This window comes from Sphingobacterium wenxiniae, assembly GCF_900116225.1.
In the GTDB taxonomy this organism is placed as follows: domain Bacteria; phylum Bacteroidota; class Bacteroidia; order Sphingobacteriales; family Sphingobacteriaceae; genus Sphingobacterium; species Sphingobacterium wenxiniae.
Window position 1 is genome coordinate 19505 of record NZ_FOZZ01000007.1, and the last position, 13453, is coordinate 32957.

Genomic DNA, 13453 nt, shown 5'->3' on the forward strand with positions numbered 1-13453 from the left:
TTACTGCTTATACCCCACACCAAGCATTAAATCCCCCATCCACAAAGATTATTTCACCTGAAACAAAGCCGGAGGCATCACTCAACAAATAAACCAATGTACCTTCCAGTTCGGAAGGGTTTCCCAAACGCGAGAATGGTGTTCCGTTGACAAATTTTTGAGCACGCTCTGTATAGCTTCCATCTGGATTGGTTAAAAGCGTTCTGTTCTGCTCGGTCAGGAACACGCCCGGAGCAATAGCATTTACACGAATTTTATCGCTGTAACGCTGCGCCAGTTCAGTTGCCATCCATTTTGTAAATCCATCAATACCATGTTTAGCGACTGTGTATCCCAATACCCGCGTTAACGGACGGCTTGCCGCCAGAGACGAAATATTCACAATAGCACCTTTCCCCTTCTTGGCAATAACTTCACCAAAGATTAAAGTCGGGATAATCGTACCGTATAAATTCAGCTCTATTGCTTTGATGGTATCACCAATTTTATTATCAAAGATATCGTCATTAGGCCCTATCGTTGCCCCTGGGATATTTCCTCCGGCAGCATTGACAAGTCCATCTATCGTACCCCATTTCTCCAGTATCCGTTCTTTTGCTTCTTTCATCGAAACTTCATCCATGACATTGGCTGCAATCGCCAAACCTTCGGATCCTAATCGTTCTACCAGTTGAACACGCTCTTCGGCTTTTTGCATATCACGACCGATAATGCATACTTTAGCACCAGCCTCTGCCAATGCTTGTACAAAGGACTTCCCTAAGATGCCAGTTCCTCCGGTTACGACGATAACTTTATCTTTCAATGAAAAACTATCTAATATACTCATTGTTGATTTTTCGGTTTATAGTTCAATAATACTTAAATTTTAGAAAAGAATGGAATAAGAAACCTAAAAATCAACGATAACGTTTGCGTAAATCATACCTTGAATAAGTAAAAAAAACTGTAATTTAAGCCTCAACAATAACCGATAACAGACGATGCAACAGATTCTTTCCTTTGGTGAAATACTTATCCGGCAACAAAGCACCGGAGCACATTTCTTCGAAATGGGCAAAAATTATCTGGAAATTTTTCCGGGAGGATCCGAAGCCAATGTCGCAGCCACATTGGCTCAGATGGGGAATAACGTATCCTATGCCAGCGCTTTTCCCAATAACACATTAGCTGAGGAAATCTTAACTACACTGAATGTATTGGGCATTAACACTTCCCAAAGCATCCGTATAGGCGACCGCATTGGCACATATATCCTTATGTCGGCAAATGGTCTGTCGAAAGGGGATGTTATCTACGATAGGAAATATTCCAGCTTCAGCCAGTTACGTACCGAGAATATCAATATGGAGCATTTATTGGATGGTGTTTCATGGTTACATTGGACAGCATTGACACCAGCTCTAAACCAAGAAATGGCTGTGGTTATGCACAATGTGCTAAAAGCCGCAAAGGAACGAAATATTACCATCTCTGTTGACTTAAATTACCGCAATAAATTATGGCAATATGGTAAAGAACCCATTGAGGTCATGCCAGATTTGGTTCAATATTGTGATGTTATCATGGGTAATATCTGGGCTGCCAACAAAATGTTGGATATTCCTGTGGATAGTTCGTTCAACCAAGAAACACCACAAGCAACCTATCTGAATGCTGCCCAAGAATCCGCGGTGGAAATATTTAAGAAATACCCAATGTGTAGACATGTAGCCTATACCTTTCGCTTTATGGACAACCCGACACACAATCTCTTTTACGGCACGTACCATAACCAGGACACACATGTACATTCCAGAACATACGAAACCTTTGAGGTTGTAGATCGTATCGGAAGCGGTGATGCTTTCATGGCAGGAATTATTCACGGATTAATCCACCATAAAGCCCCACAAGATATTATTGATATAGCTACGGGAGCAGGTTATCATAAGCTGTTTGTCAAAGGTGATTTTGGAAATGGGAAATATGAGTAGTGAGTATCGGGATATGCTTATTGAGATATGAGACAAGGAACACGGATAAAAGACAACCTTGAACTTTAAACATTAAACCTTAAACAAAAAATGAACAACATAGTAGAAACCATACAACAATACCCGGCTATTCCGGTATACTATCATGACGATAAAGACACGTGCATTGAAGTCCTAAAAGCCTGTTATGAAGGCGGGGTTCGTGTATTTGAATTTGTTAACCGGGGGAATAACGCGAAAGAAAACTTTACAGCTTTACTGGAATACAAAAATCTGCACTTTCCTGATTTAAAATTAGGTATTGGCACAATCAAAACTCCCGAACAAGCAAAAGAATTTGTAGCACTCGGTGCTGAATTTATTGTAAGTCCTATCATCGTAGAGGAAATTGCGGATGAAACCCTAAATAAGGGTATCTTATGGATACCAGGCTGCATGACTCCTACTGAAATCGCTCTGGCGGAACGTCTACAAGCACCTTTAGTGAAATTATTTCCCGGAGATACTTTAGGGCCTAAATTCCTAAAAGCCATCAAGCCGCTATTTCCGCAGGTAAAATTTATGCCTACAGGCGGTGTAGATGTAGAGGAACAAAATATACAAAGTTGGTTTGACGCAGGTGTATTCTCCGTTGGACTGGGCTCGAAATTATTTGCTGCTCCAACCGATGCATCAGATTATGATTGGTTAGTTGAACGTGCAAAAGACTTAATGAAATGGGTGAAGAGATAAATAGCAACTAGAAATTAGTTGCAAACCTTTAATAAAACACGTATTTTTGTATGAGCACAATAGAAAAATTGATAGAACGACTATGTTCCAGACCCAAAGATTTTACTTGGCAGGAATTATTGAAAGTTTTAAAACATTATGGTTATACAGAAATCCCTCGTGGAAAAACAGGCGGTTCAAGACGGAAATTTATAGATAAAAACCACCAAATCATCAGTATACATGAGCCTCACCCTCAAAAAATATTAAAGTCATATCAACTAAGTGCTGTTATCGATCATTTAAAACTGTAGAAGATGAAAAACTATTTAGAACATAAAGGATACATTGGAACTATCGAATTTTCGGCAGAGGATAGGGTTTTCTATGGAAAACTTCAAGGAATCAACGATTTAGTCACTTTCGAAGGCACGTCTGTCGATGAATTAGAGTCTGCTTTTAAGGAAGCTGTTTCCGATTATATAGAAACCTGCAAATCATTGAACAAAACTCCTGAGAAGACATATAAAGGTACTTTTAATGTACGTGTCCCAAAAGAATTGCATCAGCAAACAGCTCTTTTAGCTGCTAAAAAAGGGCTCAATCTCAATGAGGTGGTTAAAATTGCTTTATCCTATATCGTAGAGCACGAAAACGTACTGAAAATCGACATTTCCAAATAGTGAAACACATATAAAAAAAATAGGGTAGCGATTTTTCGCTACCCTATTTTTTTATAGAAAAGACCTTCGGTCTTAATCTTCTTCTTTCGAAGCCAACAATTGATCGTATTCTTCACGAGAACCAACGATAATGTTGCTGTAATCACGTAAACCAGTACCTGAAGGAATCAAGTGACCAACGATTACGTTTTCTTTCAAACCTAACAAATCGTCACGTTTACCAGCGATAGCTGCCTCGTTCAATACTTTCGTAGTTTCCTGGAAGGAAGCTGCAGAGATAAACGATTTCGTACCTAAAGATGCACGGGTAATACCTTGCAACAATGGGCTTGAAGTAGCAGGGATAGCATCACGCACTTCTACGGTTTTCAAATCCTGACGACGAAGTACGGAGTTTTCTTCACGTAACTTACGCATGGTCACAATTTGTCCCGGACGTAGTGAGTTAGAATCTCCGGCATCAACAACCACTTTCTTGTCGAATAGTGAATCATTCTCTGCCATGAAGTCCCATTTGTTAGCAGCTTCTTTCTCCAAGAAGCGTGTATCTCCCGGATCCTCGATATTTACTTTCTGCATCATCTGGTGAACGATAGTCTCGAAGTGTTTATCGTTGATTTTCACCCCTTGCAGACGGTAAACTTCTTGGATACCATTCACGATATAATCCTGAACTGCAGATGGACCTTTGATAGATAAGATATCGGAAGGTGAAATAGAACCATCAGACAATGGCATACCCGCTTTCACAAAGTCATTATCTTGTACCAAGATGTGTTTAGAAAGCGGTACCAAGTATTTCTTAATCTGTCCATCTCTGGATTCGATAGAAATCTCACGATTACCACGTTTCACACCACCCAAGGTTACTACACCATCAATCTCCGTAACAACAGCAGGGTTAGAAGGGTTACGTGCCTCGAATAACTCCGTAACACGTGGAAGACCACCTGTAATATCTCGGGTTTTACCTGTAGCACGAGGAATCTTCGCTATGATAGTACCTTCTTTGATTTTCTGGTCATCTTGTACCGAAACGTGTGCACCAACCGGAATGTTGTATGAACGCAACGCATCTCCCGCTAAATCGGTAATCTTGATTGTCGGGTTTTTCGTTTTATCACGAGTCTCGATGATGACCTTCTCTTTGTGACCGGTTTGCTCGTCAGACTCATCACGGAAAGTAACACCTTCGATGATGGATTCAAACTCGATTTTACCGGCAAACTCAGATATAATCACCGCGTTGTATGGATCCCAGTCTACCAATACTTTACCCTTTTCAACCGTATCACCTTCGTTTACGTACAAGTTCGCTCCATAAGGGATGATCTGATTGTAAAGCACACGTCTATCTTCGCTAACGATACGAATCTCTCCAGAACGACCGATTACAACTTGGTAAGGACCATTCTCGCCTTCTTTAGGCACGGAGCGTACGTTCTCAAATTCAATCTTACCTTCATACTTAGCAACGATACTGGAATCAGCAGCAATATTCGATGCCGTACCACCCACGTGGAATGTACGAAGTGTTAACTGTGTACCTGGCTCACCTACAGACTGTGCTGCAATTACACCAACCGCTTCACCCAATTGAACACGTTTACCAGAAGCCAAGTTACGGCCGTAACAACAAGCACATACACCGCGTTTCGATTCACAGGTTAATACCGAACGAATTTCCACTCCTTCGATACCAGCTTCTTCTATCGCAGCTGCTACTTCTTCACTGATATCTTCATTTGCCGCAACAATAAGTTCACCTGTCTCTGGATGAAAAACATCATTCAATGGTGTACGACCTAAGATACGGTCATATAAAGGCTCAACGATATCATCGTTTTCTTTCAAGGCTGTCTTGTAGATACCACGTAGCGTGCTACAATCATGCTCTACAACAATCATATCCTGTGCAACGTCATGCAGACGACGAGTCAAATAACCCGCATCGGCCGTTTTCAACGCCGTATCCGCAAGACCTTTACGCGCACCGTGGGTAGAGATAAAGTACTCCAATACCGAAAGACCTTCTTTGAAGTTCGATAGAATCGGGTTCTCGATAATCTCACCACCCGAAGTACCTGATTTCTGAGGCTTAGCCATCAAACCACGCATACCACATAACTGACGAATCTGCTCTTTCGAACCACGAGCTCCAGAATCCAACATCATATAAACAGAGTTGAAACCTTGGTTGTCATTAGAAAGAATATCCATCACGTTTGCTGTCAACCTGTTGTTGATACGTGTCCAGATATCGATAATCTGATTATAACGCTCGTTGTTGGTAATGAAACCCATGTTATAGTTGTTCATCACCTCTTCAACCTCGTTTGTAGCTTGCTGAATCAAATCAGCTTTAGCTGCAGGGATATTCAAATCTTGCAAGTTGAACGACAAACCTCCTTTGAAAGCTGTTTGGAATCCTAACTCTTTCATATCATCCAAGAACTGTGCAGCACGAGCCATACCCGTATTTTTCACAATATCCCCAATGATATTACGCAATGATTTTTTAGTCAACAATTCGTTGATGTAGCCCATTTCGATAGGAACAATCTGGTTAAAGATTACACGCCCTACAGTTGTTTCGATGATGGCATCAACAATCTGTCCTTCTTTATTTTTTGTTTTCGTTTTTACTTTGATGAAAGCATGCAAATCGATCTGATTCTCGTTCAAGGCGATAATTACCTCTTCCGGAGAATAGAAAGTCATTCCTTCACCTCTTACTTTATGATCTTCAGTAGACTTACGGCCTTTAGTAATATAGTAAAGACCCAATACCATATCTTGTGATGGTACTGTCACTGGCGAACCGTTCGCAGGGTTAAGAATGTTGTGCGAAGCCAACATCAAGATTTGGGCTTCCAAAATCGCAGCATTACCCAAAGGTAAGTGAACCGCCATCTGGTCACCGTCAAAATCGGCGTTGAACGCTGTACATACCAATGGGTGCAATTGGATAGCTTTACCTTCTACCAAAGTGGGCTGGAAAGCCTGAATACCCAAACGGTGAAGCGTAGGCGCACGGTTTAATAGTACAGGGTGTCCTTTCAATACATTTTCAAGAATATCCCATACAACCGGATCCTTACGGTCAACGATTTTCTTCGCTGATTTTACAGTCTTCACAATACCACGCTCAATCATCTTACGGATAATGAATGGTTTGTAAAGCTCTGCCGCCATATCTTTAGGAAGACCACACTCGTGTAATTTCAAGTGCGGACCAACGACGATTACCGAACGAGCCGAATAATCCACACGTTTACCTAATAAGTTTTGACGGAAACGACCTTGTTTACCTTTCAAAATATCAGACAACGATTTCAACGCACGGTTACCTTCTGTTTTCACAGCATTCACTTTACGCGAGTTATCGAATAAAGAGTCTACTGCTTCCTGAAGCATACGTTTTTCGTTACGCAAGATAACTTCTGGTGCTTTGATCTCGATTAAACGCTTCAAACGGTTGTTACGGATAATCACACGACGATATAAGTCATTCAAATCCGAAGTGGCAAAACGACCACCATCCAATGGCACCAATGGGCGCAATTCTGGTGGAATAATCGGAACGATTTTCACAATCATCCACTCCGGACGGTTCTCGATACGACCATTTGCACCACGGAAAGCTTCTACCACGTGAAGACGTTTCAAAGCCTCGTTTTTACGTTGCTGAGAAGTCTCGTTAGCCGCTTGGTGACGCAAATCGTATGACAACTGATCCAAATCAATACGTTTCAACAACTCTTCCATAGCTTCAGCACCCATCTTAGCGATGAATTTCTGCGGATCGTTATCGTCTAAGTATTGATTTTCTTTTGGTAAAGTATCTAAAATATCCAAATACTCTTCCTCAGTCAAGAAATCCATGTAAGAGATACCATCTTCTTCCTTGATACCGGCTTGGATAACCACATATCTTTCGTAGTAGATGATCATATCCAATTTCTTGGTAGGAAGTCCCAACAAATAACCAATTTTGTTAGGTAAAGAACGGAAGTACCAGATGTGTGCCACAGGAACCACCAAGTTGATGTGCCCCATACGCTCACGACGTACTTTCTTCTCCGTTACTTCCACACCACAACGGTCACACACGATACCTTTGTAACGGATACGCTTGTATTTACCACAGTGACATTCGTAATCCTTTACAGGACCGAAGATACGCTCACAGAATAAACCATCACGCTCTGGTTTGTAGGTACGATAGTTGATCGTCTCTGGTTTGGTAACCTCACCGCTGGAACGCTCCAAGATAGTCTCAGGAGAAGCCAAGCTGATCGTAATCGATGTGAAGTTACTTTTAATTTTATTATCTTTTTTGTAAGACATACGTTGTATAACTTAAAGATGTATACAAGACCTATAAGGTTTTGAAAACCTTATAGGTCTAAAATTTTGCTTTAATCTAATGTGATATCTAATCCTAAACCGCGTAACTCGTGCACCAATACGTTGAACGATTCTGGTACTGATGGCGTTGGAAGGTTATTGCCCTTAACGATAGCTTCGTAAGTTTTTGCACGACCAACCACGTCATCCGATTTCACGGTCAAGATCTCCTGTAGGATATTGGATGCACCGAATGCCTCCAATGCCCACACCTCCATCTCACCGAAACGCTGACCACCAAATTGTGCTTTACCACCCAATGGTTGTTGCGTAATCAACGAGTAAGGACCAATAGAACGAGCGTGCATTTTATCATCTACCATGTGACCTAATTTCAGCATGTAGATAACACCCACAGTAGTCGGTTGGTCAAAGCGTTCACCTGTCAAACCATTGTACAGATAAGTTCTACCCGACATTGGCAATTCAGCTTTTGCAATCCACTCTTCTACCTCGTCCATTTCAGCACCGTCAAAGATTGGTGTAGCGAATTTCATTCCCAATTTCTGACCAGCCCAACCCAAAACAGTTTCGTAAATCTGTCCAAGGTTCATCCGTGAAGGTACCCCCAATGGGTTCAATACGATATCAACCGGTGTTCCATCTTCCAAGAATGGCATATCCTCATCACGAACGATACGTGCAACGATACCTTTGTTACCGTGACGTCCCGCCATCTTATCCCCTACTTTCAGCTTACGTTTCTTAGCAACATAAACTTTAGCCATCTGAACGATACCCGATGGAAGTTCATCACCTACAGAGATTGCAAACTTATCACGTTTGAAAGCACCCAATTCTTCGTTAACTTTAATGTTATAGAAGTGAAGCGCCAACTTGATCAATTCGTTTTTCTCTTCATCAGTAGTCCATCCAGTTGGGTTAATGTGTGCATAATCCAAATCCATAAGGATTTTTTGTGTGAATTTAGCTCCTTTAGGTACTAACAATTCTTTGTACACATTATATACGCCTTGGCTGGTTTTGCCGTTTACAATCGTGAATAGTTTTTCAACCAAACGATCTTTCAACGTTTTAACAGCTTTGTCGTGTGCTACTTCTAATTTGTCCAAAGCTTTTCTTTCAACTTCTTTAGACATTTTCTTCGCACGAGAGAATAATTTCGTATCGATTACTACACCTTTTAGAGAAGGAGACGCTTTCAATGAAGCATCTTTCACATCACCAGCCTTATCACCGAAGATTGCACGAAGCAATTTTTCTTCTGGTGAAGGATCTGACTCACCTTTAGGTGTAATTTTACCGATTAAGATGTCGCCACCATTAACCTCAGCACCGATACGGATGATACCGTTTTCGTCAAGGTCTTTGGTAGCTTCTTCCGAAACATTCGGGATATCTGCTGTCAATTCTTCTTCACCACGTTTTGTATCACGTACTTCCAATTCAAACTCTTCGATATGCAAAGAAGTGAATAAGTCTTGCGATACTACGCGCTCAGAGATTACAATCGCATCCTCAAAGTTATATCCTTGCCAAGGCATGAATGCTACTTTCAAGTTACGGCCCAATGCCAACTCACCATTTTCAGTAGCATAACCTTCACATAACACCTGTCCTTTAGTAACTTTTTGACCTTTCGTTACGATAGGTTTCAAGTTGATACACGTGTTTTGGTTCGTTTTCTTGAACTTGGTAAGTCTATATGTCTGTACGTCGTTGTCAAACGATACCAAACGATCATCTTCCGTACGTTCGTAACGGATTTTGATTTCGTTCGCATCTACATATTCAACAACACCGTTACCTTCTGCATTAATTAAGGTACGCGAATCCGAAGCTACACGAGCTTCCAGACCAGTACCCACAATCGGCGCTTGTGGTTTCAACAAAGGCACAGCTTGACGCTGCATGTTCGACCCCATCAACGCACGGTTGGCATCATCATGTTCCAAGAAAGGAATCAACGAAGCCGCAATAGAGGTAATCTGGTTAGGCGCAACGTCCATATAATCCAATTTCTCAGGCTCGATAATCGGGAAGTCACCCTCGTATCTTGCTTTTACTTTTGGATCCTCAAAATTACCTTTATCGTCATATTGTGCGTTCGCCTGTGCGATAGTTTTGTCGTCTTCATCCTCAGCAGATAAATAAACTACCGGCTCATCCACAACGACTTTACCATCTCTTACTTTACGGTAAGGTGTTTCGATAAAGCCTAAGTTGTTGATTTTCGCGTGTACAGCCAAAGAAGAAATCAAACCGATGTTTGGTCCCTCTGGAGTCTCGATAGTACATAAACGACCATAGTGTGTGTAGTGAACGTCACGCACCTCGAAACCTGCACGCTCGCGGGATAGACCACCTGGCCCTAAAGCTGACAAACGACGCTTGTGCGTAATTTCAGCCAATGGGTTCGTTTGATCCATAAACTGTGACAACTGGTTCGTTCCGAAGAATGAGTTGATAACAGACGATAAAGTACGTGCATTAATCAAATCAGTCGGCGTGAAGACCTCGTTATCACGGATATTCATACGCTCACGGATAGTACGGGCCATACGTGACAGACCGACACCAAACTGTGCGTACAATTGCTCTCCTACAGTACGTACACGACGGTTTGACAAGTGGTCAATATCATCTACCTCTGCTTTGGAGTTAATTAAGTTGATAAGATACTTCACGATGGCAATGATGTCCTCGCGCGTCAATACTTTGGTTTCATCCGCAGTACCTAAACCTAACTTACGGTTAATGCGGTAACGCCCCACATCTCCCAAATCGTAACGTTTGTCTGAGAAGAACAAACGATCGATGATACCACGAGCCGTTTCCTCATCAGGTGGTTCAGCGTTACGCAATTGGCGATAGATGTGTTCTACAGCTTCTTTTTCCGAGTTAGACGTATCCTTCTGTAAAGTATTATATATAATAGAGTAATCCGCATTGTTTGCACCATCTTCTTTCGCAAGGATAATAGATTTTACACCTGCGTCGATGATTAATTCAATGTGGTCTTCCTCTAAAACGGTTTCACGTTCTAAGATAATTTCGTTACGGTCGATAGATACAACTTCACCTGTATCTTCATCCACGAAATCTTCGATCCATTTTTTCAATACCCTGGCAGCCAAACGACGACCAACGTATTTTTTAAGACCCGACTTGCTTACCTTAACCTCATCTGCAAGATCGAACAATTCTAAGATATCTTTATCGGAATCATAACCGATCGCGCGCAACAAAGTAGTAACCGGGAATTTCTTTTTACGGTCGATATAAGCATACATCACGTTGTTTACGTCTGTCGCAAATTCGATCCAAGATCCTTTGAAAGGAATTACCCTTGCAGAATAAAGTTTAGTACCATTTGTGTGTCTACTCTGACCGAAGAATACCCCAGGAGAACGGTGTAATTGTGAAACGATAACACGCTCGGCACCGTTGATAACGAAGGTACCTTTAGGCGTCATGTAAGGAATCGTTCCCAAATATACATCCTGTACAATGGTTTCGAAATCTTCGTGTTCCTCATCATTACAAGATAACTTCAATTTTGCCTTTAGAGGAACGCTGTAAGTCAGACCACGCTCGATACACTCTTGGATATCGTAGCGAGGAGGATCGATGAAATAATCCAAAAACTCCAGCACAAAAATGTTTCTTGAATCAGAAATAGGGAAGTTTTCCGAGAAAACCTTGAACAGCCCTTCCTGATGGCGATTGTCAGAAGTAGTTTCTAATTGAAAAAACTCCTTGAAAGATTGCAATTGCACGTCCAGAAAATCCGGATAATCAATAACCTTCTTACTGGTAGCAAAATTTATTCTTTCTTTTTGAATATTATTGTTTGCCAAGGGAATAAGATTTTTAGTTTAAAAAAACTGAGCTAACTATGCTGTAATCGTATCGCATATCGTCAAATGTCAGCATCCATTTGACATACGTTAATATAAACAGGAATAGACTCTGTCAAAAACTTGACAGAGTCTAAACCTTTTAAGGTGCTTTTTCGGTGTCGAGATTACTTGATCTCAACAACAGCTCCAGCTTCTTCTAATTGTTTTTTCAAAGCTTCTGCTTCGTCTTTAGAAACACCAGCTTTCAATTCTTTAGGAGCTCCGTCAACTAAATCTTTAGCTTCTTTCAAGCCTAAGCCAGCTAAATCTTTAACCAATTTAACTACTGCTAATTTCTGACCACCAGCTTCTTTCAAGATAACGTCAAATGAAGTTTTCTCTTCAGCAGCACCAGCGCCACCTTCAGCAGGAGCAGCAGCAACTGCAACAGCAGCAGCAGCAGGCTCGATACCGTACTCGTCTTTTAAGATATCAGCTAATTCTTTAACTTCTTTTACCGTTAAGTTAACTAACTGTTCAGCAAGTTGTTTTAAATCTGCCATTTTATTTTTAATTTTTGAATGTACTTAATAAAAAATGTTAATTAAATGCACGAACTTTTATTCAAGGCGTTCGTTAGCCTCTTTCTTCTAAAGCTTTTACCAGACCTGAAATTGTGTTTCCACCTGATTGAAGTGCGGAAATAACATTCTTCGCAGGAGATTGAAGCAATGCGATAACGTCTGCAATAAGTTCCTCTTTAGATTTAAGAGTAACTAACGCATTCAATTGATCATCACCAACAAAAGCTGTCTCTTGGATGTAAGCCGCTTTTAAAAGGGGCTTATCACCTTCTTTACGCAATTGTTTGATCAATTTCGCAGGTGCATTCCCAGTCTCTGAGAACATCATTGTAGAAGCTCCTTTAAGAGCGCCACGCAATTCCTCCGAGTCAATACCAGCTTCGATTAGGGCTTTCTCAATCAAAGAGTTCTTAACCACTTGGATCATGATGCCTTGCTCGAAACCTTTACGGCGAATGTTATTTACTTTTTCAACAGTTAAATCAGCAGTGTCAGTAATGTAAAAATTACCGTAAGATTTAATCTGTTCGGCCAAAGCTTGAACAATTGCTTGTTTTTCTTCTTTTCTCATGATTAAATTCCTGCTACTGATTTTGTATCAACATGAATACCAGGACTCATTGTTGAAGAAATGTGAATACTTTTAAAGTATGTTCCTTTTGCAGCGGAAGGTTTAAGACGCGAAAGAGTTTGTAATACCTCTAATGCATTGTCATAAATCTTGTCTGCCTCGAACGACACTTTACCCACTGAAGTGTGGATGATACCTGTCTTGTCGACTTTGAAATCAATTTTACCACCTTTAACGTCCGTTACAGCTTTACCTACTTCCGTAGTTACTGTACCAGTTTTAGGGTTAGGCATTAAGTTTCTTGGACCTAAGATACGGCCCAATTTACCCACTTTTGCCATCACCGAAGGCATAGTAATAATGATATCAACGTCAGTCCAACCACCTTCGATTTTGCTGATATAGTCATCAAGACCTACGTAATCCGCACCTGCTGCTTTAGCCTCTTCTTCCTTATCAGGAGTACACAATACTAAAACACGCACGGTTTTACCGGTTCCGTGAGGCAATGTTGCGATACCACGAACCATTTGGTTTGCTTTACGAGGATCCACGCCTAAACGAACGTCGATATCCACAGAAGCATCAAACTTAGTCGTTGTAATCTCTTTTACCAAAGCAGCTGCTTCTTGTAAAGAGTACGCCTTACCAGCTTCAATTTTGGATAGTGCCGCTTTTTGATTTTTTGTTAATCTAGCCACTTTCTTAAACTGAT

At 41.1% G+C, this 13453-nt stretch carries 10 protein-coding genes; 4 read left to right on the forward strand and 6 right to left on the reverse strand.

What is annotated here, in order from left to right; translation table 11 throughout:
• Positions 1–7: 7 nt before the first annotated feature.
• A complete protein-coding gene (locus tag BM375_RS10300; RefSeq protein ID WP_093365824.1) occupies positions 8–829 on the reverse strand; it encodes an SDR family oxidoreductase in 822 nt (273 codons plus the stop codon).
• 154 nt (positions 830–983) lie between these two features.
• Between BM375_RS10300 and BM375_RS10305 the strand changes: the two genes are divergently transcribed.
• The 4 genes from BM375_RS10305 (at position 984) to BM375_RS10320 (ending at position 3370) form a co-directional block, all read left to right on the forward strand.
• The gene (locus BM375_RS10305) at positions 984–1976 is read left to right on the forward strand and encodes a sugar kinase (protein WP_093365826.1); all 993 of its coding nucleotides are present in this window, start codon (positions 984–986) and stop codon (positions 1974–1976) included.
• 90 nt (positions 1977–2066) lie between these two features.
• A complete protein-coding gene (locus tag BM375_RS10310) occupies positions 2067–2708 on the forward strand; it encodes a beta/alpha barrel domain-containing protein (RefSeq protein ID WP_093365827.1) in 642 nt (213 codons plus the stop codon).
• 50 nt (positions 2709–2758) lie between these two features.
• The gene (locus BM375_RS10315; protein ID WP_093365829.1) at positions 2759–3001 is read left to right on the forward strand and encodes a type II toxin-antitoxin system HicA family toxin; all 243 of its coding nucleotides are present in this window, start codon (positions 2759–2761) and stop codon (positions 2999–3001) included.
• Positions 3002–3004: 3 nt separating this feature from the next.
• A complete protein-coding gene (locus tag BM375_RS10320) occupies positions 3005–3370 on the forward strand; it encodes a type II toxin-antitoxin system HicB family antitoxin (protein ID WP_093365830.1) in 366 nt (121 codons plus the stop codon).
• A gap of 72 nt (positions 3371–3442) precedes the next feature.
• Here BM375_RS10320 and rpoC read toward each other — a convergent pair whose 3' ends face one another.
• The 5 genes from rpoC to rplA form a co-directional block, all read right to left on the reverse strand.
• On the reverse strand, positions 3443–7720 hold the full coding sequence (gene rpoC, locus BM375_RS10325) for a DNA-directed RNA polymerase subunit beta' (RefSeq protein ID WP_093365832.1): 4278 nt from the start codon (positions 7718–7720) through the stop codon (positions 3443–3445).
• Between the two features lie 71 nt (positions 7721–7791).
• A complete protein-coding gene (rpoB, locus tag BM375_RS10330; RefSeq protein ID WP_093365833.1) occupies positions 7792–11601 on the reverse strand; it encodes a DNA-directed RNA polymerase subunit beta in 3810 nt (1269 codons plus the stop codon).
• A 167-nt stretch (positions 11602–11768) separates the two neighbouring features.
• Positions 11769–12146: a 50S ribosomal protein L7/L12 gene (gene rplL / locus BM375_RS10335; protein WP_093365835.1), complete on the reverse strand. Its 378-nt coding sequence runs from the start codon at positions 12144–12146 to the stop codon at positions 11769–11771.
• Positions 12147–12219: 73 nt separating this feature from the next.
• A complete protein-coding gene (rplJ, locus tag BM375_RS10340; protein WP_093365836.1) occupies positions 12220–12738 on the reverse strand; it encodes a 50S ribosomal protein L10 in 519 nt (172 codons plus the stop codon).
• Positions 12739–12740: 2 nt separating this feature from the next.
• Positions 12741–13439, reverse strand: coding sequence for a 50S ribosomal protein L1 (rplA, locus tag BM375_RS10345; protein ID WP_093365837.1), 699 nt, complete (start codon positions 13437–13439; stop codon positions 12741–12743).
• Positions 13440–13453: the final 14 nt, after the last annotated feature.

Excerpts from the sequence above, each read along its gene's own strand:
- BM375_RS10300 (WP_093365824.1), bottom strand. The coding sequence starts at position 829 with ATGAGTATATTAGATAGTTTTTCATTGAAAGATAAAGTTATCGTCGTA.
- BM375_RS10305 (WP_093365826.1), top strand. The coding sequence starts at position 984 with ATGCAACAGATTCTTTCCTTTGGTGAAATACTTATCCGGCAACAAAGC.
- BM375_RS10310 (WP_093365827.1), top strand. The coding sequence starts at position 2,067 with ATGAACAACATAGTAGAAACCATACAACAATACCCGGCTATTCCGGTA.
- BM375_RS10315 (WP_093365829.1), top strand. The coding sequence starts at position 2,759 with ATGAGCACAATAGAAAAATTGATAGAACGACTATGTTCCAGACCCAAA.
- BM375_RS10320 (WP_093365830.1), top strand. The coding sequence starts at position 3,005 with ATGAAAAACTATTTAGAACATAAAGGATACATTGGAACTATCGAATTT.
- rpoC (WP_093365832.1), bottom strand. The coding sequence starts at position 7,720 with ATGTCTTACAAAAAAGATAATAAAATTAAAAGTAACTTCACATCGATT.
- rplL (WP_093365835.1), bottom strand. The coding sequence starts at position 12,146 with ATGGCAGATTTAAAACAACTTGCTGAACAGTTAGTTAACTTAACGGTA.
- rplJ (WP_093365836.1), bottom strand. The coding sequence starts at position 12,738 with ATGAGAAAAGAAGAAAAACAAGCAATTGTTCAAGCTTTGGCCGAACAG.